General features: G+C 71.9%; 19 protein-coding genes. 12 read left to right on the forward strand and 7 right to left on the reverse strand.

Translation table 11 applies throughout. The annotated features are described in order from the left end of the window. Nucleotides 1-22 precede the first annotated feature (22 nt). From OV427_RS13210 to OV427_RS13225, 4 genes are read left to right on the forward strand one after another with little or no spacing between them, the layout of a single operon-like run. Nucleotides 23-2,998: a FrgA protein gene (locus OV427_RS13210; RefSeq protein WP_267856447.1), complete on the forward strand. Its 2,976-nt coding sequence runs from the start codon at nt 23-25 to the stop codon at nt 2,996-2,998. Nucleotides 2,999-3,056: 58 nt separating this feature from the next. Next, nucleotides 3,057-3,842: a phosphodiesterase gene (locus tag OV427_RS13215; RefSeq protein ID WP_267856448.1), complete on the forward strand. Its 786-nt coding sequence runs from the start codon at nt 3,057-3,059 to the stop codon at nt 3,840-3,842. Between the two features lie 40 nt (nt 3,843-3,882). Continuing rightward, a complete protein-coding gene (locus tag OV427_RS13220; RefSeq protein ID WP_267856449.1) occupies nt 3,883-5,412 on the forward strand; it encodes an ATP-binding protein in 1,530 nt (509 codons plus the stop codon). Next, the gene (locus OV427_RS13225) at nt 5,409-6,794 is read left to right on the forward strand and encodes a sigma-54-dependent transcriptional regulator (RefSeq protein ID WP_267856450.1); all 1,386 of its coding nucleotides are present in this window, start codon (nt 5,409-5,411) and stop codon (nt 6,792-6,794) included. Before OV427_RS13220 ends, OV427_RS13225 begins: the two co-directional genes overlap by 4 nt. A 9-nt stretch (nt 6,795-6,803) precedes the next feature. Here OV427_RS13225 and OV427_RS13230 read toward each other — a convergent pair whose 3' ends face one another. From OV427_RS13230 to OV427_RS13250, 5 genes are all read right to left on the reverse strand, one after another. Further along, nucleotides 6,804-8,183 carry a WS/DGAT/MGAT family O-acyltransferase gene (locus tag OV427_RS13230; protein WP_267856451.1) on the reverse strand — a complete coding sequence of 460 codons (1,380 nt, stop codon included), beginning with the start codon at nt 8,181-8,183 and terminating at the stop codon, nt 6,804-6,806. A gap of 40 nt (nt 8,184-8,223) precedes the next feature. Then, nucleotides 8,224-9,021, reverse strand: a complete 798-nt coding sequence (locus OV427_RS13235) for a DUF4190 domain-containing protein (RefSeq protein ID WP_267856452.1) — start codon at nt 9,019-9,021, stop codon at nt 8,224-8,226. A gap of 60 nt (nt 9,022-9,081) precedes the next feature. Then, nucleotides 9,082-9,891: a hypothetical protein gene (locus OV427_RS13240; protein ID WP_267856453.1), complete on the reverse strand. Its 810-nt coding sequence runs from the start codon at nt 9,889-9,891 to the stop codon at nt 9,082-9,084. 84 nt (nt 9,892-9,975) lie between these two features. Next, the gene (locus tag OV427_RS13245) at nt 9,976-10,974 is read right to left on the reverse strand and encodes a class I SAM-dependent methyltransferase (protein ID WP_267856454.1); all 999 of its coding nucleotides are present in this window, start codon (nt 10,972-10,974) and stop codon (nt 9,976-9,978) included. Between the two features lie 153 nt (nt 10,975-11,127). Continuing rightward, a complete protein-coding gene (locus OV427_RS13250) occupies nt 11,128-14,217 on the reverse strand; it encodes an aminotransferase class I/II-fold pyridoxal phosphate-dependent enzyme (protein WP_267856455.1) in 3,090 nt (1,029 codons plus the stop codon). Nucleotides 14,218-14,444: 227 nt separating this feature from the next. Between OV427_RS13250 and OV427_RS13255 the strand changes: the two genes are divergently transcribed. The 3 genes from OV427_RS13255 to OV427_RS13265 all read left to right on the forward strand — a co-directional run bounded on the left by OV427_RS13255 (nt 14,445) and on the right by OV427_RS13265 (nt 18,705). Then, nucleotides 14,445-14,861, forward strand: a complete 417-nt coding sequence (locus OV427_RS13255) for a hypothetical protein (RefSeq protein ID WP_267856456.1) — start codon at nt 14,445-14,447, stop codon at nt 14,859-14,861. Nucleotides 14,862-15,170: 309 nt separating this feature from the next. Continuing rightward, a complete protein-coding gene (locus OV427_RS13260; RefSeq protein WP_267856457.1) occupies nt 15,171-16,562 on the forward strand; it encodes a hypothetical protein in 1,392 nt (463 codons plus the stop codon). 166 nt (nt 16,563-16,728) lie between these two features. Then, the gene (locus OV427_RS13265; RefSeq protein WP_267856458.1) at nt 16,729-18,705 is read left to right on the forward strand and encodes a rhomboid family intramembrane serine protease; all 1,977 of its coding nucleotides are present in this window, start codon (nt 16,729-16,731) and stop codon (nt 18,703-18,705) included. A gap of 7 nt (nt 18,706-18,712) precedes the next feature. Here OV427_RS13265 and OV427_RS13270 read toward each other — a convergent pair whose 3' ends face one another. Beyond that, nucleotides 18,713-19,870: a site-2 protease family protein gene (locus OV427_RS13270; protein WP_267856459.1), complete on the reverse strand. Its 1,158-nt coding sequence runs from the start codon at nt 19,868-19,870 to the stop codon at nt 18,713-18,715. A gap of 205 nt (nt 19,871-20,075) precedes the next feature. Here OV427_RS13270 and OV427_RS13275 point away from each other — a divergent pair, with 205 nt between their 5' ends. From OV427_RS13275 to OV427_RS50580, 5 genes are all read left to right on the forward strand, one after another. After that, nucleotides 20,076-20,765: a Coq4 family protein gene (locus OV427_RS13275; RefSeq protein WP_267856460.1), complete on the forward strand. Its 690-nt coding sequence runs from the start codon at nt 20,076-20,078 to the stop codon at nt 20,763-20,765. 11 nt (nt 20,766-20,776) lie between these two features. Then, the gene (locus tag OV427_RS13280; protein ID WP_267856461.1) at nt 20,777-22,336 is read left to right on the forward strand and encodes an acyl-CoA carboxylase subunit beta; all 1,560 of its coding nucleotides are present in this window, start codon (nt 20,777-20,779) and stop codon (nt 22,334-22,336) included. A gap of 117 nt (nt 22,337-22,453) precedes the next feature. After that, a complete protein-coding gene (locus OV427_RS13285) occupies nt 22,454-23,062 on the forward strand; it encodes a hypothetical protein (protein ID WP_267856462.1) in 609 nt (202 codons plus the stop codon). A 40-nt stretch (nt 23,063-23,102) separates the two neighbouring features. Next, nucleotides 23,103-24,614 carry an acetyl-CoA carboxylase biotin carboxylase subunit gene (accC, locus tag OV427_RS13290; protein ID WP_267856463.1) on the forward strand — a complete coding sequence of 504 codons (1,512 nt, stop codon included), beginning with the start codon at nt 23,103-23,105 and terminating at the stop codon, nt 24,612-24,614. 33 nt (nt 24,615-24,647) lie between these two features. Further along, complete coding sequence (locus OV427_RS50580) at nt 24,648-25,157, forward strand: biotin/lipoyl-containing protein (protein WP_324289957.1); 510 nt, start codon at nt 24,648-24,650, stop codon at nt 25,155-25,157. Between the two features lie 66 nt (nt 25,158-25,223). Here OV427_RS50580 and OV427_RS13300 read toward each other — a convergent pair whose 3' ends face one another. Next, nucleotides 25,224-26,552 (reverse strand): ferritin-like domain-containing protein, encoded by a 1,329-nt coding sequence (locus OV427_RS13300; RefSeq protein WP_267856464.1) that lies wholly within the window; start codon nt 26,550-26,552, stop codon nt 25,224-25,226. Nucleotides 26,553-26,835 lie beyond the last annotated feature (283 nt).

Genomic DNA, 26,835 nt, shown 5'->3' on the forward strand with positions numbered 1-26,835 from the left:
GGCCGTAAGATGCCGCGCCTACATGCCCGCCCGCCTCGCCCAGCTTCTCGTCTCGCGCATGCTTCTCTCACAGGAGAAGGCGGGGGACGTGCTGCGCCAGCACCAGGCACAGGGCGGGCACCTGGACACGGTGTTGTTGGAGCGCGGCGTCGCCGGTGAGGCGGACGTGCTCGCGCTGCTGGGCGAGGTCTCCGGCTTCCGGCCGGTGAACCTGATGGACTTCGAGCCCAACACGGACGTCGCCTCCTTCATCCCACCGAAAATCGCCGAGCGCCTGTGCGTGGTGCCGCTGTCCCTGGACGGCACCACGCTGCACGTGGCGTGCGGCTACCCGGTGCCGAAGAAGGAACTCGACGAGGTGGGCTTCCTGCTCGGCAAGCCGCTCGAGGTGTGGGTGGCCACCGAGGTGCGCATCCGCGAGTGGGTCTCCACCATCTACCGCCAGCCGCTCCCGCCGCGCTTCGCCCAGCTCGCGGCCGCGCTGGACTCCGAGCGCAACGCCGCCGCCACCACGCCCCCACCCGCGCCGGCCGCCCAGGAAGATTCGCTCACCTCGGACATGGTGGAGCGCCTGGCGCGCTCGGTGGCGCAGGAGCCGCTGCCCTCCGAGGTGCGCTCCGCGCCGCGTGAGCCGGCCGCGCCCGCGCGTGCCGAGCCCCCCTCGCGCGAGCCGCAGCGCCCGCCCCCGCCGCCCGCCGAGGCACTCACCCCGGCTCCGCCCGCCTTCGTCCGTGCACCTCTCCGGCTGAACATGCCGAAGGGCGAGCAGGCCGCGGCGCCGCAAGCGGCCCCTCCGCCCGCGAAGGCCGCGCCGCCCGTCGTCGCCGCTCCTCAGCAGCCCGCGCCGAAGGCCGCGCCGCCCGTGCTCACCACCGGCCCGCAGCAGCCCGCACCCAAGGCCGCGCCGCCCGTCCTCACCACCGGCCCGCAGCAGCCCGCCCCCAAGGCCGCGCCGCCCGTCATCGCCGCCAGCCCGCAGACCGCTCCTCCGGCCGTGGTCGCCAGCGGCCCGCAGTCCCCGGCGAGGCCCGCGCCGGTGGGTCAGCCCGCGGTGTCCCCGACTCCGAGCACCGCGCAGGTCCCCGCCAACGGTGCTCCCAGAGTCGCGACTCCGCCCACGCCTCCGCAGCGGCCCGCCTCGGGCCCGCCGCAGGTGTGGCCTCCCGCGCCCGCCTCCGCGCAGCCGGGTGCCAACGCCGTCACCGCCACGGGCGCGCCGCAGGTGTGGCCGCCGGGCACGCCCGCGCAGCAGCCGGCCCCCGAGTCCCCCGCCACGCTGCGCTTCCCCTCGCCGCTGGGCAGGGCCGACGTCCCGCCGACGCCCGCGCGCGCCGCGGAGCCCGCGTTCCTCGTCTTCCCCAACCCTGGCGCCGCACCGCGCTCGCGTCCTTCCGAGCCGGCCGCGCCCGAGGCCCGCCCGCAGCCTTCGGCGCCCGTGAGCCAGGACGTGCCGGACTGGACGCTGACCCAGGCGCGCGCCGCGCTGAAGGAAGCCACCAAGGACCGGGACCGGCTCATCGACGTCGCGCTGCGCTTCGGCCGCCGCACGTTCGACTACGTGGCCTCCTTCGCCGTGGTGCGCGGAGCCGCACAGGGCCTGGAGGCCCGCGGTGAGGGAATGGCGGGCGAGCAGCTCACGACGGTGTCCGTCCCGCTCGACGCGAGCAGCGTCTTCCGCACGGTGGCAGTCACCCGTGGCAGCTACGCGGGCCCACTGCCACCGGACGCGCTCACCCGGCACTACCTGGAGCTGTTCGGCCGGCAGACGCCGCGCACCGTCTTCCTGTACCCGGTGGAGGTGAAGGGCCGGCTGGTGGCCATCCTCTACGGAGACTGCGGCCAGAAGCCCATCAGCCAGCGCCGCCTGTCCGACTACATCCTGTTCTGCCAGGACCTGCCGGCCGCCTTCCAGGAGCTCATCCTCTTCCGCAAGCAGCGCGTGTCGGAGCTGCGCTCGACGGAGGAGGTGGAGCTGACCATCGACGTGGACGTGCCGGTCGCCGCCCTGCCGGCCCCCGCGCCCGCCGTCGTCGCGGGCCTGGGCTGGAGCCCCTTCTTCGGCCGTGGCGCCACGGGCAACATGGGCCGCGCCGCCGCGCTGCCGCCGCGCGCGCAGTCGCAGGAGGAGCGCCCGCCGCCGGACTTCGCGCCGCTGCTCAAGCGCCTCACCGGCCCGGACGCCGCGCAGCGCGCCAACGCCATGGCGGAGCTGGCGCGCTCGCCCGAGGCCAGCGCCAAGGTGCTGTCGCAGCACTTCCCCGGCCCCACCGCGTGGAGCCGCCTGCCCGTGGTGGAGCTGCCCGAGGCGGACGAGCTGGGCCCCATCCCCGGCGCCCTCTCGCGGCTGGGCCGTCCCGCCGCGCACGCGCTGGCGCCGCTGCTGGACTCGCACGACCCGGACACGCGCTACTTCGCGCTGCTCACCGCGGGCAACCTGCCCTACGTGGAGCTGGTGGACGGCGTGCTGCGCGGCCTGTTCGACCTGGAGCCGGACATCTCCAGCGCCGCGCGCGTGGCCGCTTCCGCCCTCAAGCAGCTCCCCCGGCTGGACGCGGCCCTCCGCGACTTGCGCCAGGAGCTGGGCAACCGGGACGCGATGCGCCGCTCGCTCGCCGCGCGGGCCCTGGGCGCGCTGCACGACCGCGAGGCGATTGAAGGCCTCATCCAGCTCACCGGCAGCGACGACGAGATGTGCGCCCAGGCCGGCGCCGAGGCGCTGCGCGAGGTGACACGCGCCACCTTCGGCCTCAGCCCGCGCCAGTGGTCGACGTGGTGGGCGGAGAACCGCAGCCGCCGGCGCGCGGACTGGCTCGTCACGGCGCTGCGCCACCGCGAGCTGGACGTGCGGCTGGCGGCGATTGAAGAGCTGAGCCGCGCCCTCAACGACACGCTCGGCTACTACGCGGACGCCCCCGAGGCCGAGCGCGAGGTGGCGGTGCGCCGCTGGGAAGCCGCGGCGGTGGACCCGGCCAACGCGCGCCGGCTGGGCATGCTGTAGGCCGCCTGCACGAGATGCCGGGGAGCTTGCCCCGGGCCGATGCTGGTAGCCTCCGGTCATGCTCCTCGCGCAGATCTCCGACCTGCACATCAGCACTCCCGACTCGGACGTGGAACGCACCTCCGACAGCTCCCCGTTCCTGGAGCGCGCGGTCCAGCACCTGTGTCGCCTGGAGCCACGCCCGGATGCGGTGCTGATAACGGGAGACCTCGTCCACGACGGACATCCCGAGGAGTACGTCCGGCTCGCGGCCCTGCTGAAGCCGCTGCCCATGCCCTGGTTCGTCATCCCCGGCAACCACGATGACAGGGAGCACCTGCGGGCCGCCTTCGGGCACCTCGGCTACCTGCCCGCGAAGGGCTTCCTCCACTACGTGGTGGAGCAGGGCCCGCTGCGGCTCATCGGCCTGGACACGCATGTGCCGGGCAAGCCGGGCGGGCTGTTGTGCGGCGAGCGGCTGGCGTGGCTCGACGCGCGCCTCGCCGAGGCCCCGAAGCAGCCGACGCTGGTGTTCATGCACCACCCGCCATTCCTCACCGGCGTGCGCGTCATGGATGGAATGGGGCTGGAGGGCGCGGGCGCGCTGGCCGAGGTGATTGGCCGCCATCCGCAGGTCGAGCGCGTCCTGTGCGGCCACCTGCACCGGCCCATCGTGAAGCGCTTCGCGGGCACGGTGGCCAGCACCTGCCCGAGCACCATGCTCCAGCTGGTGCTCGACCTGAAAGTCCCCGGTGGCCTCTCCATGGTCCGCGAGCCGCCCGCCTGCCAGTTGCACCTGTGGAGCGAGTCCTCGGGGCTCGTGACGCACACGAGCTACATCGACGACTTCCGGTCCCGCGCATGAAGCCGCTGTCGTCGCACTTCACGGCGTACGGGAGCACCGCATGACGGGCGCGATGGGGCTCAGCCTGGTGGCGTGCGTGGGGCTCCTCGCGCTGGCGGGAATCGCGCTCTCACGCGTGGGGCGCAGTCCGCTGGCGCTGCCGCTGTCGCTGCTGTCCATCACCCTGGCCACGTGGAACTTCTCCGGCTTCGCGCTGGAGCGCTCGGGCGACCCGGGCTGGCCGCTGGTGGGCTTCGCCGCGGGGCTGATGACGGTGCCCTGCACGCTGCACTTCATCCTGTCCTTCGTGGGAAGCCGGCGGCGCTTCGCGTGGGCCATGTTCGGCACCTACGCCGTCTCCAGCGCCCTGGGCATGGCGATGATTGCGGGACTGGGCGCCCCCTCGCTGGCGGAGCGCCTGCTCACGCAGCGCTTCGGCCTCATCGTGACGGCGCTGGTGGGGCCGCCGCTCGCCGGAGGCTTCGCGCTGCTGGTGCTGCACCTGCGCCGGGCACAGCACGCGGACGAGCGGGCGAGAGCAGGGCTGGTGCTGCTGGGGCTGACGCTGCTGGTGGCGCTGCTGTTGACGGAGCTGGCGGCGGAGCTGGGGCTCGAGGTTCCCCGGCTGGGCAACCTGGGCACGCTGCTGGGCGTACCGGTGATGGCCACGGTGGCGCTGCGCTTCGGCCTTTTCGGCCGGGACGCGGGCGCGCCGCGCATGGCGCTGCACGCGGCGGTGGTGGCGGGCGCGGGCGTGCTGGCGTACCTCGCCGTCTTCCGCCTCTTCGCCGGGCAGGCCGGCACGCTGGTGGTGTGCACGACGGCCGTGACGTTCTCCCTGGTGGCCGCCACGCGCCGGGGCGTCACCGCCTTCGTCACCCGGAGCGAGCGGATGGAGCGGCTGGCCACGCTGGGCCGCTTCTCCGCGCAGATGGCGCATGACCTGAAGAACCCCATCGCCGCCATGAAGGGCGCCGCGCAGTACCTCAAGGAGGAGCACGCGCGCGGGCAGCCCTGGGACGGGCACGGGGAGTTCCTCGACCTGCTGCTGGAGCAGGTGGAGCGGCTGGACCGGGTGGTGGACACGTACCAGCGCCTCGCCCGCGTGGAGCCACTGCCCCGTCCCGTGGACCTGGGCCGACTGGTGGAGGGCGTGCTGTCGCTCCAGTCCTTCGCGAGCCCGGGCCAGGTCTCCATCGTCCGCGAGCTGACGCCGGGACTGCCGCCCTGCTCGGGGGACGAGGACCTGCTCGCCAACGTGCTGGAGAACCTGGTGCGCAACGCCTTCGAGGCGATGTCGAAGGGAGGCACCCTCACGGTGCGCACGCTGCGGGACGGCGCGGGCGTGGCGATGGAGGTGGAGGACACGGGCGAGGGCATGGACGCCCGCACCCGTGAGCGTGCCTTCGACGACTTCTTCACCACCAAGGCCACGGGCAGTGGCCTGGGACTGGCTTTCGTACGGCGCGTGGTGGAGGCACACGGTGGAGAGGTGTCCCTGACAAGCCGGGAGGGGCACGGTACGGTGGTCCGCCTGCGACTGCCGTCAGGCGTCCGGCACCTGTCGAATGGGGAAGGAGAGGCCGCGTGAGCGAGCCATTGAAGGGGAACGTACTGCTGGTGGATGACGACCCGGCGGTGGCCAAGGTGTTGGGCGCGCTGCTGACGCAGGCGGGGCTGACGACGCACACCGCCCGCGACGGGCAGGAGGCGCTCGCGCTGCTGGGGCGCAAGCCCATCGACGTGGTGGTGAGCGACGTGCGCATGCCCGGCATGGACGGGATGCAGCTGCTGGGCGAAGTCTCCCGAAGCTGGCCGGACGTGCCCGTCATCCTGCTCACCGCGCACGGCACGGTGCCGCTGGCGGTGGAGGCGATGAAGGCGGGCGCGGCGGACTTCGTGCTCAAGCCGTTCGACCGGGAGGAGATTCTCTTCACGGTCCGCAAGGCGCTGCTGCGCGCGCAGGACGACACGGCGAGAGAGCCCCTCCGCGTGCCGGGCCCCTTCATCGGCCGCAGCAAGGCGATGGCGGACGTGCAGACGATGCTCGCGAAGGCGGCCACGGGCACGGCCACGGTGCTGCTGCGAGGCGAGTCCGGCACCGGCAAGGAGCTGGCGGCGAAGGCGGTGCACGACGGCAGCCCGAGGCGCGCAGGCCCCTTCGTGAAGCTGCACTGCGCGGCGCTGCCGGACACGCTGCTGGAGAGCGAGCTGTTCGGCTACGAGAAGGGCGCATTCACGGGCGCGGCCACGCGCAAGCCCGGACGGGTGGAGCTGGCGCACGGCGGCACGCTGTTCCTGGACGAGGTGGGCGACATCCCCCTCTCCATGCAGGTGAAGCTGCTGCGAGTCATCCAGGAGCGCGAGCTGGAGCGGCTGGGCGGCACGCAGCCGGTGAAGGTCGACGTGCGCTTCGTCGCGGCGACACACCAGCCGCTGGAGGAGCTGGTGAAGGCGGGCCGCTTCCGCGAGGACCTCTTCTACCGGCTCAACGTGGTGCCGGTGGAGCTGCCGCCGCTGCGCGCGCGCCCTGAGGACATCGAGCCGCTCGCCCGTCACTTCCTGGAGGCGCACACGAAGGCCAACGGCCGGCCGCCCTTCACGCTCACCGCGGAGGGGCTGGCGGTGCTCCAGGCGCAGCCGTGGCCGGGCAACGTGCGCCAGCTCCAGAACTTCCTCGAGCGACTGGTGGTGCTGTCGGACAGTCAGGTGCTCACCGGCGAAGAGGTAACGCGCGAGCTGGCCCGCCAGCCGGGCCTGTCCCCTGCCCCCGCCGTGGCCGCGCCCTCCGCACCGTCAGGAGGCGGCACGGATTCGGGGCTCACGCTGGAGTCCCAGCGCAAGGGCATGGAGCGCCAGGCGCTGGTGGACGCGCTGAAGCGCGCGGGCGACAACCGCACGCTGGCGGCGCGGCTGCTCGGCATCAGCCGGCGCACGCTCTACAACAAGCTGGAGGAGCACGGCCTGCTGTAGCCCACGCCTTCACCCCGGAGTCACCCCCGCCAGCGCCGCCATCTCCTCATGGAACGCGCGGATGAGCGCATGCGGGTCCGGCATCCGGGCCGCGTCCGCGGCCACGCCCACCGTCACCTGCCCCGCGTAGCTGAAGAGGCTCACCCCCAGGCCCAGGTGTCCGGCCTGGGGCACCCAGAACGTGAGCCCGCCCAGCTTCGTGCCCGCGACGGACACCGCCTCGCGCGGGCCGGGGACGTTGGTGGCCACCAGCGTGGCCTTGGAACCGAAGGCGTCCACCATCGCCCGCTCCACCGCCGCGGGCGCATACCCCAGCACCTCCAGCGCGCCGAACGTCAGCACCGCCTCCGGTGACTGCTTCACCTGCCCCATCCGCCGGGCCAGTTCGCGCAGGCGCCGCTGGGGCTCGGCGAGGTGCACCGGCAGTCGCAGGAACACCACCCCGAAGCGGTTGCCCAGCTCGCGAGGCACCGGCTCGTCCAGCGGCCGCAGATTCACGGGCACCAGCGCATGGACGTCCTCCGTCGGCGCCTGACGCGCTTCCAGGTAGCGCCGCAGCGCGCCCGTCACCGCCGTCAGCAGCACGTCGTTCACCGTGCCGCCCAACGCCCGGCCCACCGCCTTCACCTGCTCCAGCGGCACCGGGTCCGACCACGCCGCGAGTTTCTCCGTCCCCAGCGGCCCGCGCAGCGGCGTGTGCGGGTCCGGAGGAATCACCAGCAGCTTCCCCAGCGCCGCAGCGCCCCGGGCCCCCTGGCGCACCAGGTCTCCCGCGAGGATGGGCTCCGCCGCCAATTCCGCGCCCTTCTTCAGCACCGTCCTCGCCGTGCCCGCCACCAACCGCGCCCCGCGCATCCACCGCGCCAGCCCGCTCGACGACGCACGCCGCGGCTCGCGCAACTCCGCCGCCACGCCCTGCTCCGCCCCCTCGGTATCGGTGAGCGTCAGCAGCACCCGCGCCAGCGCAATCCCATCCGCGAGGCAGTGGTGCAGGCGGCACAGCAGCACGTCTCCGCCATCCGCGCCCTCCAGCACGTGGAACTGCCACAGCGGCCGCGAGCGCTCCAGGGGCGTGCTCATCCACTGCCCCACCAGCGTCTCCAGCGCGGCGCGGTCTCCCGGCGCTGGCACCGTCAGGCGCGGCAGGTGCGCGTCCAGGTCCAGCCCGGCCATGTCCTCCCAGTACGGAGCGGCCAGCCGCCCCAGCACCACGCGCTGGCGGAAGCGCGGGTAGCGCTCCACCAATCGCTCACGCACCACCGCGCGGAGCCGCTCGAAGTCCAACCGGCCCTCGAACCAGAGCACGGCGGTAATCATCATCAGGTTGGCGGGTTCCTCCATGTGGAACCACAGCGCATCCACGCTCGCCATCCGCTCCTGCGCCGCCATGGCTCCACGTCCCTCCGGGTGTGCCGGACTGCTCATGGACTCAGTGATTGAGCATCATGCTCAACATGAAGCCGCCCCAGGCCAGCGTGCCCAGTGCGCCAAGGATGATGCCCGCGATGGCCTGCCCCTTCCTCCCGATGGGAGGCGTCGCATCCGGGTTCACCCTCCGCAGTCCGATGATGGAGCAGATGAGCGCGAGGACGCCGACGCCAGGAATGAAGCTCAGCACGCCCAACATGACGCCCGCGCGCGCCATCGTGTTGTTCATGTAGAGGTCCCACGCCGTCTTCAGCGCCCCGGCCGGAACCTCCAGCTTGAAGAAGAGCTTGTTACGGGTGTCGTTGTAGATGGCGATGGTGACGAGCAACGGGATGATGCCGCGGGCCAGCGCCGACGGGGCGCCCCCCGCCATCCCCAGCGCCATGGAAGCAATGGGCACGCCGATGATGGCCGTGCGGGCCCAGGGGATGCCCAGCCAGAAGCAGGCCCCCACCACGCCCGCCACGAGCCCGAAGACACCGAAGACAATCGCCTCCTCGGTCACACCCGACGCGAAGCTGGCGAGGCCGCTGATGACGTTGAGCACCGAGCCGAAGCCCACGAGCCAGGCCCAGGAGTCACGCTTGCCCCAATACTTCAGCCGGAAGCCCTCCAGGTAGTCCACCTCCGGGCGGACGGAGCACGCCTCGCAATAGGTCTTCCCATGCACCACCTGGCGGTCCTGCTCGCAGTAGAAGGTGCCACACCGGGCACACGTCCCCAGGGCGGGCCGGTCCGGGTGGGCATGGCAGCGGCTTCCCTCGACGTCGGGCGTGTTGGACAGCGGCTGTGCGTTCATCGCTTCCCCCCTCCAGAGAGTCACGAGAGTTTCGCACAACCCACGGCCCGTCCGCGTCCCCTACTTCTTCTCCGGCTCCGGGGGCCTGCGCTCGAACTGGAAGGTCTGCTTGCTGGCGTCATCCACCATCAGGGTGAGGAGCTCCTCCTCGATGTCCCAGCGGAACGTGCCGCCGCGGAACTTCAGCTTCTTTCGGGTGAGCGGGATGACGCGCTTGTCGCCGCACACCGGGCCCACCGCCTGCCCGTCCTTCGTGCGCAGCGTCACCCGGTCCTTGCCGGACAGCTCCACCGTGCCCCAGGCGCGGACCACCAGCTCATTGCCCCGCCCCAGCGTCGCCTCCTCCAGCGTGGTGCGCAGGATGAAGCAGCCGCCGGGCGTCACCTGCAGCGAGCGCTCGTAGTCCGCGCGCGGCTGCGCCTCGATTCGCTCGGGCCCGCCGTCCACCTCCTCCGGCAGGCTGGCGGCGGACAGCGTCCAGATGCCCACCAGCTCCTCGGGAAGCTTCGTGGTGGAAGCGGGCAGCCCCTGGCATGGGTCCGCCCTCTCCTTTTCCGGGCTCGGGGGGGCCGGCTCGAAGGAGCGCTGGCAGGTGTTGCCACACGTGCGCTTCGCGCACTGCGTGTCGTCCGGCGCGCAGCCCGCCTTCTCCGTGCACAGCTTGAGCTGCGCCAGCGCCTTCTCGCAGTCCTCGCGCAGGCACCGGTCCACGCACTCTGCGTCGATGCACTCGGCCACGCACGCCCAGTTGGTGGCGCCGCACACGCCGGCCACTGTGCGCGGGCGCTCGGCGCTTGTCTGGGCGGCGGCCAGCACCGCGACGCCCAGCGACAGGGACACGACGACGAGGAGGACTCGGGAAGAAGGCATGCCTCGGTTCAAGCTAGCCACGCCCCTCCCGGCGCTCAGCCTCGCGTCTCACGGGCTGTCCACCCGCGAGCACTGGGAATGCCCTCAGGTGAACTGCCAGCGCCAGGTGCGCACGTCGCCCGGGTCCACCAGCTCCAGCTCGAAGGAGAGCGTGTCGAAGCGCTCGAACTCGCGCGAGTCCACGCGCAACAGCGTCATGCCCGCGTGGTTCTGCCCGCGCAGCGGCGACACGGTGAAGGACAGCTCCGCGTCGAAGGCCACCTTGTAGAAGAGGCAGAAGCCGTCCACCCGGCCCTCGTCCACCACCGGCCGCTCGTAGCGCACGCGGTGCGGCAGGCCGTCCGCGGCCATCGTCTCCAGATCGAAGGCGAAGGCGGGCTCCGGGTCGCACAGGAGGTGGTCCACTTCATACGAGCGGATGACGCGCGTGAAGTAGGACGGGTTCATCGCCTCGCGCAGCGTCTGCAGGCAGCTGTAGTCCACGCTGGGGAAGCGCTGGCTCCAGATGAAGGGGATGCACGCCTCGTCGCGAAGCTGCACCGGCTCCACGAAGACCTCGAAGCGGTTGGGGAGGATGCGCCCGCCCGGCTTGAGCATGCGGGTGCGCAAATCCAACATCCTCGGCACCAGCCCCGCGTCGAAGAGGGCGTCGCCCAAAAGCTCGTGCAGCAGCACGTCCACCTTCTCCGGCGGGTGGTACTGCCACGGGTGCGAGCGCACGAAGTCGATGTGCTCCAGCCCGTTGCGCCGCGCCACCCACTGCGCCGTGTCCAGCAGCCGCGAGCCGTCCACCGCGTACAGCTTCTTCGGATGGCGGCTGGCCGCCAGGAAGGTGCGCAGCCCCGTGCCGGTGCACGCATCCATCACCACCTGCCCGGGCCGCACGTAGCGCTCGCACGCCTTCTGCCAGACCTCCACCCGCTCCGGGTCCGCCAGCGCGTGGTCCTGCGGCGCCGGGCTGGAAAGGGACAGGAAGTCCGGCGTCACGTTCCGCAGCGGGAACTGTGACACCAGCGGCAGATGGCTCAGGCGTGAACGCAGGTCCATCAATGCCTGTCGAGGCAGGTCGAGCAGATTCGGCATGGCATCCCCCCGGATGCTTGGATGTTTCGAGCCACAGACCCCGGCCGGTCCTGGCACCGGGATTTCCTACCATGCGGGACTTACCAGCCAGGGCCCATCGAGCGAAGGGGCAGGATGACTGTCCCCGTGTGAACAGGCCTCCGCCCCTCCGGCCTACGAGGGCGAGCGCAGCTTCGCGCCGAAGGCCAGCAGCCGCTCGCGGGCCTTCAGCAGCTTCTCGCGGGGGATGGAGAATACCGCGCGCACGCGCTCCGAATCACCACACCACGGACCACCGTTGAGCACCACGTGGGTGTGCGCATAGACGAGCGCGGGCAGGTTCTCCGGCGTGAGGCGCTCGCCGTCCACCTCGCGGCCCAGCCACGCCGTCATTCGAGGCGCCAGGAAGAGGCCGCCCGCGTCGCTCGCGTCCGAGCGCCCGTCGCCCGGCAGCGCCTGCGCCAGCAGCTCGCGCTTCTCCGCCAGGTCCCGGCGCATCTTCGCCAGGAAGGTGCGCAGCGCGCGGTGCCGTGACGGGTAGAGGAGCTGCCCGTCCGGGCTGCGCGCATAGGCCGCGTAGAGGTACGCCGCGGCGCGCGCCGTCACCAGGTGCAGCACGCCCGGGCCGCTGTCGCGCACGGCCGCGGCCAGGGCCCTGTCGCGCGTGGCGAGCCAGCCCACGCGCAGGCCACCCGCGGCGAACTCCTTGGACAGGCCGCCCAGCAGCACCGTACGCGCGCCCACGCCGGGCACCGCTCCCTCCAGCGTCACCGGGCTGTGCACCGTCTCCGCCGTGGGGCTGGTGAGGTTGACCAGCCCGAAGATTTCGTCCGACACCAGCAGGCAGCGCTGCTCCACCACATAGGTGGCCAGCGCCACCAGTTCCTCCTGTGCGAGGTAGGCGCCGGTGGGGTTGGACGGCTGCGAGACGACGACCGCATCCGGGGCCGCACCGCCCTGCCCCCGCCGCGCGAGCAGGCCGGACAGCGGGCCCTGCTCCACCTCACAGCCGGCGGACACGAAGGTGGGCGGCAGCACGCCGTAGCAGGGCGTGACCAGGAACACGCGCGGCACGCGCCCCAACCGCTGGCGCAGCGCCACGCCCAGGTGGTGGATGAGCGGCCAGACGCCGGGCGCCACCGCCAGGTCCTCCGGCGCGTAGCGCGCGGCGCGCGACTCCAGCAGGAAGGCGGCCACCGCCTCCGTCAACCCCGTCTGCGAGCCCGAGTCGCGCGGCGCCGTGCCCGCGGCGATGAGCCCCTCCACCAGCGGCGCGGGCAGCGGCCCCTCGTTCTCCCCGTAGTCCAGCCGCACCAACTCCGCGTCGTCCTCGCGGAACACCTTCGGCGCGAAGGCGGGGAAGCCCGCGAGCTTCGCGATGCGCTTGGAGCGGGGCAGCGGTACCGCCGGAGGCTTCCGGGCCGCGGGCACCTCCGGCTCCTTGAAGGAGATGCGGAAGGACAGCAGGTCCGCGAAGGTGCGCTCGTAGAACCACTCCGCCAGCGTGCTGATGCGCGAGTACGTCACCTCCGCCGCCACCTCCAGGTCCGCGCGCAAGGGCTCCGGCACGGGCAACAGCAGGGTCAGCTCCAGGTCCGGCCACACCGCGTTCTTGATGAGGCCGTAGAGCACGACGAGGTTCGGCGCGTACGGCTCGCGCGCGAGGAACTCGAAGAGCGTGCGGGGCTCCACCGCGCCGGTGATGTTGAAGAAGGCGCTCTCGTCCAGCACCACCCAGATGCCCCGCCGCGCCGTCTCCGCGAGGATGTCGCGCAGCACCGCCAGGTTGGTGCGCTCGCCCGGCTCCACCGTCAGCAGCACCAGCTTCACGTCGAAGGCGGCCAGGAGCCGGCGCACCTCCTCCAGTGTGGTGTGCGTCACCGTGGCGCGCACGCCCGCCTTCTCCAGCGCCCGCGCGTAGAGCGGGTGCAGGCTGCGCGACACCAGCACCTCGTCGCCCGCGTCGCACGTGGCCATCAGCAGCGAATAGACGGCCTGCTCCCGCTCGGGCGCGACGAACAGCTCCTCCTCCGCCAGCCGCAGCCCGAAGTACCGCTCCAGGTAGCGCACCACGCGGCGGCGGAAGGACGCGTCCCCCGCCTCGTGCGCGTACGGCATCAGCGGCCCGCGCGACAGCCGCGCCGCCAATTCCGCCACGAAGCCGAGCTGCTCCGCCGACGCCGCGCCCAAATCGAGCTCCTCCTGCAGGGACGCGGCGCCCAATTCGCGCAGGGCCGCGCGCAGGGCCAGCGTCTCGCGGGGCAGCGCGAGCTGCGCTTCCCACACCGCCACCTCGTGCCACACCGGGTGGCCCGCCTGCAGCCAGCCCAGCGCCGTGGCCGCGCGCAGTGGCTCCGGGCTGCGGGCCTCCATGAAGAACTCGAACTCGCGCCCGGTGCGCTGCTCCAGCGCCACCAGTGGGCGGATGTCCGTGTCCGCCGCCTGCATCACCCGCCGCGCCACGCGCACCTTCGGCGTGAAGCCGCGCCGGGTCAGCATGCGCTGGATGATGGGACGTCCCGGCCGGCCCGCGAGGTTGAGCAACAGCCGCCCGCCCGGCGCCAGCCGCTCCGGTGCTTCATCCAACAGTCGCGCGATGAGCCCGAGCCCGAAGTGGTCCTCGTAGACGTTCTGCAGCGTGCAGTAGTTGGACAGGTCGTACAGCGCCTGCTCGTCGGCCTGGGACAGCTCGGCCGGCAACTCCTGCTCCTCCCCGCGCAGCACCTGGGGGATGCAGCCCACCACGAAGTCCCACGGGGCCTCCGAGGGTATGCCGCGCAACAGGTCGCTCTCCCCGAAGGACAGGCGCGACACCAGCGCCTCGTCGCCGTTGAGCCACGCGTTGCACCGCGCCACCACGGGTGAGTGCGGGTTGAGGTCCGCGCCGTGCACGTGCGCCAGCCGGGTGAACTTCGCGAGCGCGATGCAGATCCACCCCGAGCCCGCCCCTACTTCCACCAGCCGCTTTCCCGCGTACTCGTCCAGCGGCACGCTCATCAGGCCTTCCATGAACGTGTAGGCCCACGCCTCGGGGGCGAAGATGGACGGCAGCAGGAACAGCTCCAGCCGCTCCTGCGACGCCCCCACCGCCACCGTCACCGTCACCAGCCGCAGCGGCGCCGTCTCCGGCCGGTTGCGGGCGGCGTCGGCCAGCTCACGCAATTCCGTCAGCGCGCGGGGACGTCGGTCCGGGTGGGACAGGTCCTCCGACAGCGCGCGCAGCAGGTGGAAGGCATCGCGAGGTGAGGCGGGGTAGGTAGCCATGGCGCGCGGACTGTCCCGGGGGACCAGGGCCCTGTCAACGACGACACCCATCCCCCGTCCACGAGACTCCTGGCGCCCCGACGCAACAGGTTGGCGCCCAGGGGCGAGTCAAGAATTCAAGGCATGGCCGTAATAAGGGGTGAGCAGTCCGGCGCGCGGGACTGACGAAGAAACATCGATGTCGCTCATGCCTGTGGATGGAACCCCGTAGTGGAGAGGGGGCAGTGATGGAGATGAACATCTGGTCGCCGGTGTTGACCGGCATGGTGGGGATGACGAGCGCGCAGCCGTTGAAGCAAAGGGTCCCGAGGGACCCCGCGCGCAAGCGGTGGGAGGCGCAATCGTGGCGTCGGCAGCTTCGCAACCCGGGGGAGTACGAGACACCGGTGGCGCGTGGCGCGTTGGTGCAGGCGCTGGTGGCGGAGGGTTTCACGGTGGACGCGGAGGTCGCCCGTTTCGCAGGGGCGGCGGAGGACCGGGCCTGCATCAGCATCGCGCAGGTGGTCCGCTTCGCGGACACGCTGGCCCTGCGCATGGCGCTGGCCCGCACGGATGACCAGGTGCTGCAGCTTGCGCACCTGCGCCGCAACGCCGAGGAGCTGGCGGAGCGGATGATTGAGTGGGCCAACGTCGGCCGCCTCTAGAAGGAGGCACGGCGGGCGCCCACATGAGGAGCAGCGGCATGATGAGGGCAGCCCGTCCCAGACAGACGCGCCGGGAAGTTCCGGCGAGCAACACACTCGCGGGGCCACGCGCCACCCGGCCACACGCGCCCGGTGCGCTGCGGCGGCAGGTGCTGCGGAGCGCTGCCGGGGAGAAGACGGCCGGTACTCCGGACGGACTGGCGCCGCCCTGCTGGCTCGCCCGCCTTCTCTCGAACGGGTGACACTCCGGGAGAGGGAGCGGGCGCGTCATCCTTGACAGCCCCGGAGCCCGGCTGTTCTCACGGGGACATGTTCTCCTCGCTCGTCCTGGCGGCCACCCTGGCCGCGGCTCCCGCTCCCCGCTCCGCCGCGTCGGCCCAGACTGTCGTCCACGTCCCGAAGCTGGATGCGATGGCGGGCCTGTCCGCCTTCCTGGAGCGCGCGGGCACCCACGCGCCGGTGCTGCGTCCGTCCGCCTGGCGCGGGGAGCTGCACCCCTTCCTCGTCATCGACCCGACGAAGCCCGAGACGCTCTCCGCGGCCGGGTTGGACGCGGCGGGCCCGGCCACGGTGTCCCTGCGCGAGGACGGCCGCGTGTCCTGCCTGCGCGTGAAGGACGCGAAGCTCTTCCAGACGAAGGCCGCCGAGGCCATCACCGCCGCCGGTGGCGACGAGCCGAAGCCCGCAACGTCGAAGGGCGTGACGACGGTGAGCGTGTCGCGCGCGGCGGGCGGCGCCATGGGCTATGCCCTCAAGGGCCAGGACGTGTGCTCTTTCGGCGCCACCGATGCGGGCGGGCCCGCGCTGCTGAAGGAGGCGGTGAAGCTGGTGGGCAAGGCGCCCACGCCGGACGCACGGCTGGGCAAGGTGACGGGCGTGGCGTACCTCGCGACCGGCGGCACGGTGGTGGGGCTGGACGGCACGGGCACGGCGCTGAAGGTGGATGGCACCGCGTTGAAGCTGCCGCTGCCTCCCTTCCAGGCGAAGAGCACCAGTCCCTACGGGGCGATGAAGGCGGACGGCATGTTCTTCTCGCGCGCGGCGGTGGCGCCCGCGGGCGTGGCGCAGGCAGTGGGCTCGCTGCGCGCCACCATCCAGTCCGTGTGCCCCGCGTGCCCGAAGGAGCAGGTGCAGGCCATGACGGACACGGTGGCGAAGCAGCTCACCGGCAACCTGCTGGTGAACATGATGGACACCGTGCAGGTGCGCGGCTCCCTGCGGGCGCCGGAGACGCGCTTCTTCGCCGTGCGTCAGGCGCTGGCCGCGGAGGTGACGGACGCGGCGGCGGTGAAGTCCGCGCTGGCGCCCATGGGCAGCTTCCCGGGCGCGAAGGCGCTGGCGGACGGCTGGGCCCTGACGGTGAAGGGCGGCAGCCTCTTCGTGCGGCTCAAGGACAAGCAATTGGTGGTGGGCAACGACGAGACGGTGACGCAGGCCACGCTGGCCGCGCTGCCGGCGGCGGGCGCGAAGCTGGAGCGCGCGGCCGACTTCTCGCTGGACCCCAAGCGCCTGACGCGCGGGCTCAACCAGGTGTCGCTGGCGGACGTGCTCGCGGACGAGCAGCTCGCCGCGCTCTTCGCCATCAGCTCGGAATTGGGCCCGCTGCTGGAGCAGAGCGAGCGAATCACCGGGTGGATGGACAGCGTCCCCGGCGGCGCGCACCACTTCTCCCTCACCTGGACGCTGCCGGCGGCGAAGTAGGCCCGCCCGTCTCCCCCCCACCTGGAGCGCCGCCCCGCTGTGACGGGGCGTGCCAGACGCCAGGGAAGCGCGGCATGATAGACGACGGGAGCGCACGCGCCGGGAGACTCCGGGCATCGCGTGACTCGTGGGGCGCCGTTGCCGCCCCTTGGGGGGACCTGCCGCGATGATGATCTTCCTGCCACTGGGTGTGGACGGAGCGGAGCTGGACCGCCTGCCCCGCGTGTCCATCGGCATCGCCGTCGTGTGCGCCCTCGCGTTCGTCGCCACGTGGGTCATCCCCTCCGAGCCCCTGGGCGTGGGCGATGAAGACATCAACCAGTTGGCGGAGCAGTCGCTCACGCACTCCGAGCTGGTGTTCCCCGCCGCCTGCTCCGAGCGCTTCCTGTCCGACCACGGCCGGAAGCTGATTGCGAAGCTGCGCCAACAGGCGAAGGAGAACGACGACCCTTCCGTGGACGTGGCGAAGCGCCAGCAGCAACTGGACGCGCGCTGCGATGAGCTGATGGTCAGGACCGACAGCTCGTCGCTGCGGCGCTTCGCGCTGGTGCCCGCGCGAGGAATCGCCCAGCCCGGCTGGCTGACGTGCATGTTCCTACACCTCGGGTGGATGCACCTGCTGGGCAACATGCTCTTCTTCTACGTCGTGGGCCTGCTGCTCGAGGACGCCTGGGGACGGCCCCTCTTCGCGGCCTTCTACCTGGCGGGGGGCCTGGTGGCGAACCTCGCCCACTTCGCGATCGAGCCCTCCTCGCAGGGGGTGATGGTCGGCGCGTCCGGCGCCGTGGCCGCGTGCATGGGCGCGTTCTGCCTGCGCTTCGCGCAGCGCCGGGTCCGCGTGGGCTACTTCATCTGGATTCTGCGCATCTGGCGCGGAACCGTCCCCGTGCCCGGCTGGGCCTGGGCGGGCCTGTGGTTCGGCAACGAGGTGCTGAACTACCTCCTCTGGGGCAACGACACGGGCGTGGCGGTGATGGCCCACATCGGCGGCTTCGCCTTCGGCTTCGCGGGGGCCTCGCTGATGCGGGCCACGCGCCTGGAGGAGCGCGTGGTGGCGCCCGCGCTCGCGGCGGCCCAGGGTGGCTGGGTGGCGGACCCCCGCGTGGCGGAAGCGCAGGCGGCGCTGGACCGGGGAGACCTGAAGGAAGCACGAGAGGGCTTCACGCGCGTGCTGTCCGGCCAGCCGGACCACACGGACTCGCTGCTGGCCCTGGGCCGGATGGACCTGGAGGACGGGAAGCTCCAGCTCGGCCTCACGCGGGTGGAGCGGGCGCTGAACCTGCTGGCCGGGCGTGCGTCGGCCGAGGCCGTCTGGGGCGCATTGGAGCAGCTCGGCACGCTGCTCCCCCTGGAGCGGCTGCGCCCCGCCACCGCCTGGCGCGTGGCGCAGTCCCTGGAGGGAGAGGGCGCTCCGCCCACCGCCGCGCCCACGACGGAAGCGCTGTACTCCGTGGCCGGCACGGGCTCGGGCACCGTCGCCGTGCGCGCCCTCATCCGGGCCGCGGAATTGCGGCTGGCGCAATACAAGCACCCGGAGAAGGCGGGCGAGTACGTGGCCCGCGCGAAGACGCTGCTGACGGGAGACGCCGCCACGCTGGCCGAGCACGTCCAGGCCCTGGAGCAGCAGGTGGAGCGCTCGCTGGACGAGCGCGGCCGGCGTGGGGTGGAGCCGGGACAACCCGTGCCCGCCATCGACGCGCCCGCCGCGCCTCCGCGCATCATCCCCTGCCGCATCCTGGGCCTGAGCGACAAGGCCCTGAGCCTGGAGTCCGCCAACGGCCAGCGCCGCACCCTCGCGGTGACGGAGGTGCTGGCAGTGGCCGTCGGCATGCTGCCCATCGCTGGGGCTCCGGGTGCGCCGCCCCGCCAGACGGTGCTCACCGACCTGGTGGTGTCCTGGGGCAGCGGCGCCCAGGGGCCGCTGGTGCTGCGCATCAACGTCCCGGGGCTGTCGCTGCCGCAGCTCTACCCGGGCCTCGCCCAGCGCGACGCGTTCGCGAAACTCATCAGTGACCTGCTGGAGTACTCCTCCGCCACCGCGCTGCCGGACAGCACGTCGCTCAAGCAGGGGAAGTACCCGAAGTTCGCCAGCGAGGCCGAGCTGAGCCAGCAGTTCTACGGCGTGGGCTCCGCGGCGGCCTGACGCATCGTCACGCCGGGCGCTCCTGCTGGAAGTCCCGCGGCCTGGGCCCGGCGCGCTCCTCCCGCGCCTCGTACAGCGCCAGCCCGCGCTGCACGTCCGCCAGGTCCAGGGTGCCCACCAGGCTCCCGTTCGCCGCCACCACGGCGAGGTGCGGCACCTCGTTCTCCGCCATGCGCCGCAGCGCGGTCCACCCGTCCTCCTCCATCTCCGCCACCAGCGCCGGCCGCATCAGCTCGCGCGTGGTGCGCGTGGCCCGCTCCGCCTCCGGCACCTGCTGCACCGGCTCCAGCCACACCCAGCCCACGGGCCGCCCGTCCTCCGTCACCGGCAGCACCAGTCGCCGCGCCTGCCGCAGCGCCCACATCGCCTCCCACAGCGAGGACGACGCCTCCACGCCCGCCAGCCGCGGCGTCATCAGCGCCGACACCGGCACGCGCGCCAGCGTGGCCTTCATCCGCACCTGCCGCGCCTCGCCCTCCGCGCCCAGGTAGATGAACACGGCGATGACCATCATGAACGGGTTGAGCGTCAATGCGCCCCCCAGGCCGAGCAGCACCGCGAAGCCCTGCCCCATCAGCGACGCCACCCGCGTCGCGCGCACCGCGCCCAGCCGCCCCGTCAGCGACGCGCGGACGATGCGCCCGCCGTCCATGGGGAACGCGGGCAGCAGGTTGAACACGCCCAGGAAGAGGTTGAGGCTCGCCAGGTAGAAGCACGCGAACTGGAGGTTGAAGGAGCGCGTGCCCTGCAGGAGCCACGTCACGGCCCCGAAGACGGCCGCCAGCAGGAGGCTGGTGAGCGGCCCCACCAGAGCCATCAGCGCCTCGTCCCTCGGGCGCGGCGGCGCCTCCGTCAGCTCCGACACGCCGCCCACCATCATCAGCGTAATCGAGCGCACCCGCCCGCCACGGGCCAGCGCGTAGACGGTGTGCGCCAGCTCGTGCACGAACACGGAGAAGAACAGGCCCACCGCCACCCCCAGCCCCCACCATGCGGGTGAGCCGAGCAGCCGCTCCGGTGGCACCTCGGCCACCTCCGCCGCCCGGCGGAAGGCCCCGCCGAAGCTGAACGCCAGCAGGGGCAGGATGAGCAACAGCGAGAAGTGGACGCGGATGGGAATGCCGCGGAACGCGCCCACCTGCAGAGAACCTCGAGCAGCGCGCATGGCGGACCTCCAGACTCGAAACGTCCGTCCCCCCAACCCGGTCCGCACGGACCCGGGAGTTGCCCGTTCGGCCGCCCGCCTCCTGAGTGTCCGCTCCCGGGCGCTCGGGATGTCCGCCCGCGAGCACCGCTCCGACGCATGCGCCCTCCTCCGCCCCATCCGGCGCGTACCCTGGGCGTCGGACCCCACAGCTCGAGAGGCAGGCATGCGCAACCCCGTCGCGTATGCCCGGACGGCGTGGCGCATGGCGCGCGCGCTCCGGGACCCGGAGCAGCTCCAGGACATCCTGGAGCTGGCGGCGGTGCTGGCTCCGCCCGCCGCCATGCGCAGGCTGGTGGAGCGACTGATGCGGCACGACTCCGCCGCCCGGGCCTTCGTCGAGCGCCCGCGCGTGGGCTTCCTCCACCCGGCCTCGCTGTGCCACCTCCCGGAAGGGACGCTGGGCCGCGCCTACGCGGACCACCTGTTGGGGAACGGGTTGGACCCGGACGCCCTCCCCGCCCTGGAGGCCCACACGGACGAGGAGTACGTGCGGGCCCACATGCTGGAGTCCCACGACGTCTGGCACGTCCTCACCGGCTTCCACACCGACGTGGCCGGAGAGCTGGGCATCCAGGCCTTCAGCCTCGCCCAGGTGGGCAGCCCCTTCGCCCTGGGCATCCTCGCGGGGGGGCTGGCCAACACCCTCCTCTACGCCTTCTCCGAGCGGGACGTGCGCATGCGCGCCATCGTCCGGGGGTGGCTGCTGGGCCACCGCTCCCGCCTCCTCTTCGGCGCGCCCTGGCGCCGGATGTGGGAGTTGCCCCTTGCCGAGGTGCGGCAGCGTTATGGCCTGGACCTCGCGGCGGTGGACGCCATGCTTCCGGGGAGCGCGGACCCCGCCCAATCGTGCTAGAGGGGGCGCACATGGACGAGACCTCCGAGAACCCCCTCCGCGCACGGCTCCAGCAGCTGGAGAAGCAGGCCGAGCTGGGCGGCGGTGCCGACCGCATCGCCAAGCAGCACGAGGCCGGCAAGCTCACGGCCCGCGAGCGCATCGACCTGCTGCTCGACCCGGGCTCCTTCTGCGAGCTGGACAAGTTCGTCACCCACCGCTCGAGCGACTTCGGCATGGGCGACAAGAAGATTCCCGGCGACGGCGTCGTCACCGGCTACGGCACCGTGGAAGGCCGCAAGGTCTTCGTCTTCGCCCAGGACTTCACCGTCTTCGGCGGCTCGCTGTCCGGCGCCTATGCCCAGAAAATCTGCAAGATCATGGACATGGCCACCCGCGTGGGCGCGCCCGTCATCGGCCTGAATGACTCGGGCGGCGCGCGCATCCAGGAGGGCGTGGAGAGCCTCGCCGGCTACGCGGACATCTTCCTGCGCAACACGCTGGCGTCCGGCGTCGTGCCCCAGATTTCGCTCATCATGGGCCCGTGCGCGGGCGGCGCGGTGTACTCGCCGGCGATTACGGACTTCATCATGATGGTGAAGGACACCTCCTACATGTTCATCACCGGCCCGGACGTCATCAAGACGGTGACGCACGAGGAGGTGACGAAGGAGGCGCTGGGCGGCGCGCTCACGCACAACCAGAAGTCCGGCGTGGCGCACTTCGCGGCGGAGAACGAGCAGGCCGCCATCGTCATGACGCGCGAGCTGCTGTCGTTCCTCCCCTCCAACAACCAGGAGGACCCGCCCGTCCAGCCGTGCGAGGACGACCCGTTCCGCGCCGAGGCGTCGCTCAAGGACATCGTCCCGAGCAACCCCAACAAGCCCTACGACATCAAGGAAGTCATCAAGGCCGTCGTCGACGACAAGCACTTCTTCGAGGTGCAGGACCAGTTCGCGAAGAACATCGTCGTCGGCTTCGCGCGCATGAACGGCCGCAGCGTGGGCGTCGTGGCCAACCAGCCCGCGGTGCTGGCCGGCGTGCTGGACATCGACGCGAGCGTGAAGGCCGCGCGCTTCGTGCGCTTCTGCGACTGCTTCAACATCCCCCTCATCACCTTCGTGGACGTGCCCGGCTTCCTCCCCGGCACCTCGCAGGAGTGGGGCGGCATCATCACCCACGGCGCCAAGCTGCTGTACGCCTACGCCGAGGCCACCGTCCCCAAGGTCACCATCATCACCCGCAAGGCCTACGGCGGCGCCTACGACGTCATGGCGTCCAAGCACATCCGCGCGGACATCAACTACGCCTGGCCCACCGCGGAAATCGCCGTCATGGGCCCCGAGGGCGCGGTGAACATCATCTTCCGCAACGAGCTGCTCAAGGCCCCCGACGCCGCGGCCGAGCGCGCGAAGCTCACCGCCGAGTACCGGGAGAAGTTCGCCAACCCGTTCAAGGCGGCGGAGCTGGGCTACATCGACGAGGTCATCCGTCCGGAAGACACCCGTTCGCGCATCATCCGCGCGCTGGAGATGCTGAAGGACAAGCGCCAGGAAAACCTGCCGCGTAAACACGGCAATATCCCGCTGTAGGGTGTTCCCTCGGCGGCAGGGCTGCCCTCCCCTGGCTGGAGGGCAGGCAGGCACGCGCCATCCTGGAAATTTGAGGGTGGCGCGCGGGCTTTCAGGTTGCCAGGAAAGGAACCCATTTTGTCCCACCGCCGACTCATCCTCTTTCTCTCCGACGTTGAAGGTAACCTCACCGCGCTGCGCCAGACGCTGAAGCGCGTATGTGAGGCGGTCGACCTGCCCACGCCTGAAGTGAAGTGGCTGGAGTCACCGCCCGAGGGCCTTTCCGAGGCGGGCTGGCACGCCGCCGAGCTGGAGCTGCCCCCCGCCCCCGGCCGCAAGGCGCGCAAGTCCGAGCAGCCCTTCCTGGAGGAGCAGCTGGACGCGATGACGCAGGCCCTGGCGCAGGACTTCCGCGACAGGGCGCTGGGCATCTTCGTGGACCGGGAGCACAGCTACGCCCGTACGTGCGTCAGCGGCCCGGGCCGCCCCTCGAAGGCCGTGGAGGGCGAAGTGCTGGACGTCATGCGCCAGGCCGCGCGCTGGCTGGACGTCGAGACGGGCATGCTGGCAAAGCTGTTCGGCGGCGGCAACGCGGCGCGCAATCTGCTGGCCGCCGCGGTGGACTTCGGGAACGAGCCGGGCAAGCCGATGCCCCCGCCCGAGCCGGACGAGGATGACCGCTTCGTGGAGGCCAAGCTGGCGCAGGCCAAGGTCTACATGGAGCAGTACCTGGGCAACCGGAAGTAGGGGCGCGAAATCCGGGTCGCCCCGTGCTAGAGGGGCGACCATGCCCAAGATCCGCAAAGTGCTCGTCGCCAACCGCGGCGAGATCGCCATCCGGGTGATGCGCACCTGCAAGGAACTCGGCATCGCCACCGCGGCGGTGTACTCGGAGGCGGACCGCTCCGCCCTTCACGTCCGCACCGCGGACCAGGCGTACTTCGTGGGGCCCCCGCCCTCGCGTGAGAGCTACCTGGTCCAGCAGCGCATCATCGACGCCGCCAAACAGGCCGGCGCGGATGCCATCCACCCCGGCTACGGCTTCCTCTCCGAGAACGCCTCCTTCGTCCGCGCCTGCGAGGCCGCCGGCATCACCTTCATCGGCCCGCCGGCCTCCGCCATGGACGCCATGGGCGAGAAGACCCGCGCCCGCGCGAACATGATCAAGGCCGGCGTGCCCGTGGTGCCTGGCTCCACCGAGCCCTTCGCCACGCTGGAAGAGGCGCGCGCCTACGCGGAGAAGATTGGCTTCCCCGTCATGCTCAAGGCCGCGGGCGGTGGCGGCGGCAAGGGCATGCGCAAGGTGGAGCGCGGCGGTGACTTCGACTCCTCGTGGCGCGCCGCCAAGAGCGAGGCGATGAACGCCTTCGGCAACGACGCCGTCTACATCGAGAAGTACCTGGAGAAGCCACACCACGTGGAGATCCAGGTGTTCGCCGACCAGCACGGCAACACCATCCACCTGAACGAGCGCGAGTGCTCGGCGCAGCGCCGGCACCAGAAGGTGGTGGAGGAGACGCCCAGCCCCATCCTCACGCCGGAGATGCGCGCGAAGATGGGTGAAGTCGCCGTGAAGGCGGCCAAGGCCGTCAACTACGTGGGCGCGGGCACGGTGGAGTTCCTCGTCGACGTGCACCGCAACTTCTACTTCCTGGAGATGAACACCCGCCTCCAGGTGGAGCACCCGGTGACGGAGTGGGTGACGGGGCTGGACCTCGTCGCCCTGCAGATTCGCGCCGCCGAGGGCGAGAAGCTCCCGCTCACCGCCGCGCCCGAGCCGCGGGGCCACTCGATTGAAGTGCGCGTCTACGCGGAGGACCCGTCGCGCAACTTCATGCCCAGCCCCGGGAAGATTACGTACCTGCGCGTGCCGGGCGGCCCCAACGTGCGCGACGACTCGGGCGTGTTCCCCGGGTACACGGTGCCCAACTTCTACGACCCGATGATTTCCAAGCTGTCCGTGTGGGCCCCCACGCGGCGCGAGGCGATTGCCCGGACGCAGCGCGCGCTGTCCGAGTACGTGGTGAAGGGCATCACCACCAACATCCGCTACCTGAAGGCGATTCTCGCGCACCCCGAGTTCATCGGCGGCGACTACGACACCAGCTTCCTCACCCGCGAGCACGACACGCTGCTCGGCGTGGAGGACGCGAAGCTGAGCGAGATGGCGCTGCTCGCCAGCACGGTGCACGCGTACCAGAGAGACCAGAAGCGCGCGAAGTCGCTGCCCTCCGCGAGTGGCCAGGGCGGCGGCAACGGTGGCGTCTCCCCGTGGAAGCTGGCGCTGCGCCGCCGGTAGTCCCTTCCCCTTCGAGCTTTGGAAAAGACCTCCATGCGTTACTTCACGAAGCAGCAGGGCCAGAAGGAAGCCGTGCCGGTGGACCTGGAGCCACTGGGCAATGACCAGTACAGGGTGACGGTCAACGGCAAGACGTACCAGGTGGACGCGCTCATGTTGGAGCACGGCACCATGACCATGCTGGTGGACGGCCAGTCCTACGGCGTCGAGTTCGAGGAGAACGGCGACGAGGTGGGCGTCCTCCTGCGCGGCCAGGTGAACCGCTTCGACGTGGCGGACGAGCGCCGCCTGCGCCTGCGCGCGGGCAACGCGGCCTTCTCCGTGGAGGGCAAGCAGCTCGTCACCGCGCCCATGCCCGGCAAGGTGGTGAAGGTGCTGGTGAAGGTGGGCGACGAGGTGAAGGAGGGCCAGGGGCTGGTGGTGGTGGAGGCGATGAAGATGGAGAACGAGCTCAAGAGCCCCAAGGCCGGCAAGGTGACGGAGCTGTTCGCCAAGGAAGGCACCGCCGTGGAGAACAACGCGAAGCTGGTGGTGGTGGAGTAGCCGCCGGGCCCGGACGCGCGGGGACGGCTTCCTCTGTGGAAGCCGTCACCCGTCCGGGGAAGCACCTCACGCCCAGAGCTGAGCGGCCAGCGTGTCCACCAGGGACGCGGCGACTTCCGGCGCCGGCATGCCGGCCTCGGTGACGAGCGCCTCATCGAGCGGCGCGGCCACCTCCGCGCGCAGCTTCTCCACGGCCTCCCGCTGCGCGGCGCGCAGGGCTTCGAGCTCGGACGCGGTGAGCCGCTCCCGCGCCCAGCCGTCAATGGCCCAGGACAGCTCGGCGTGCCGCGTCTCGTCGTCCGCGATGCGCACCATGGCGCCGCGCACCTCCGCGTCCCGCGCATGCAGGGCCTGGTGATGCGCCACCAGCGCGCCGAACGTCTCCCGCACGCAGCCCTCCACCGCGTTGTCCAGCGCCACCTCGAACAGCGAGCGCAGCGGCAGCGCCTCCACCTCGGGCGGCCGGGGCGTGCCACCGAAGCGGCGGGCCAGCCGCGTGCTGACGTCGGTGTGCAGCACCTCTTCCATCGCGCTCTTCAGCGCCGCGTCCCGCAGCGCGACGTCGGCGCCGTGCAACTCCAGCTCCTCGCGCAGTCGCAGGAAGGCGTTGATGGAGGCCGCCTCCAGGTGCGCCACCACCGCGAAGTGCTGCCCCAGCGCGTCCGAGCAGGCCACCGGGGCCGCGCCGCGCAGGCCCACGGGCCGCCGGCCGATGGAGCAACCCGGGTCCCCCCGCTCGAGCACCTTGCTGCTCACCTCCCGCACCGAACCATCTGGCGACACCTCCAGCACGAAGCGCGTCACCGCCGTGCCCTCTCCGCAGGCGAAGCCCGTGGTGCCGATGACGCTGAAGCGCCCGTCGGGCTCCGCCCGCACCGCCCCCCGCGCCAGCGTCTGGCAGGACAGGTCATAGCCCTCGGCGAAGGCGAGCAGCGCCGCCTCCTGCGTCGTGTCGATGGTGCCCAACAGGGCCCGGAGCGCCTCCAGGGACGCGTGGGCCTTCACCTCGTCACCCCGCGTCGTCGCCACGTAGAACGCGGAGCACACGTCCAGGCAGGACGTATTGAAGCCCGTCTCCGAGGTGAGGCTGGCCAGGGCCGACGTGCAGGCCGGCACGTTGGAAGCCGTCGCGCACGGCGTCCCCGAGGAGCTCACCACCGCCTCGCGATGAGGGTCTGCCGAGCCGGGGTTGGACCCGATGCCGCGCAACTGCACGACGTCCACCGGCGTCGCGAGCGACAACCCGCTCACCGCGAGGGAGCCATCCTCACATGCGGGCGCGGAGTAGCCCGTCAGGTCCAGGTCGTCCCCATCACACCCGGCGAGCACCAGCGGCGTTACGAGCGAGGCGCGCAGGGCGCGGGAGAAGAGTCGGCGCAGCGACATCGGGGTCATGGACGGACTCCAGCAGGCGGAGTGAGGCCTCCCGTAAGAGCAACACGGATGCCAGGGCCCCTTCCCAGGAGGAGCAGGCACCGGGTGGCCTGGCGCCTGCGACGGAGGAGGCGCTCCGGCTCAGATTTCTGAAGCCCACGGTCCGTGGCCAGCGTGCCGGGCCAGGGCGCGACGTTCACAGTCGAGCTACCGCTGAGCTCGGACGCCTCCCTTGTTGTTCCGTTGGTGAGCAGCGGGCGGTAAGGTCCGCCCCGCGCTCGTCGACTCACGCGCCCCCGAGGTC

This window comes from Pyxidicoccus sp. MSG2 (genome assembly GCF_026626705.1).
Classification (GTDB): domain Bacteria; phylum Myxococcota; class Myxococcia; order Myxococcales; family Myxococcaceae; genus Myxococcus.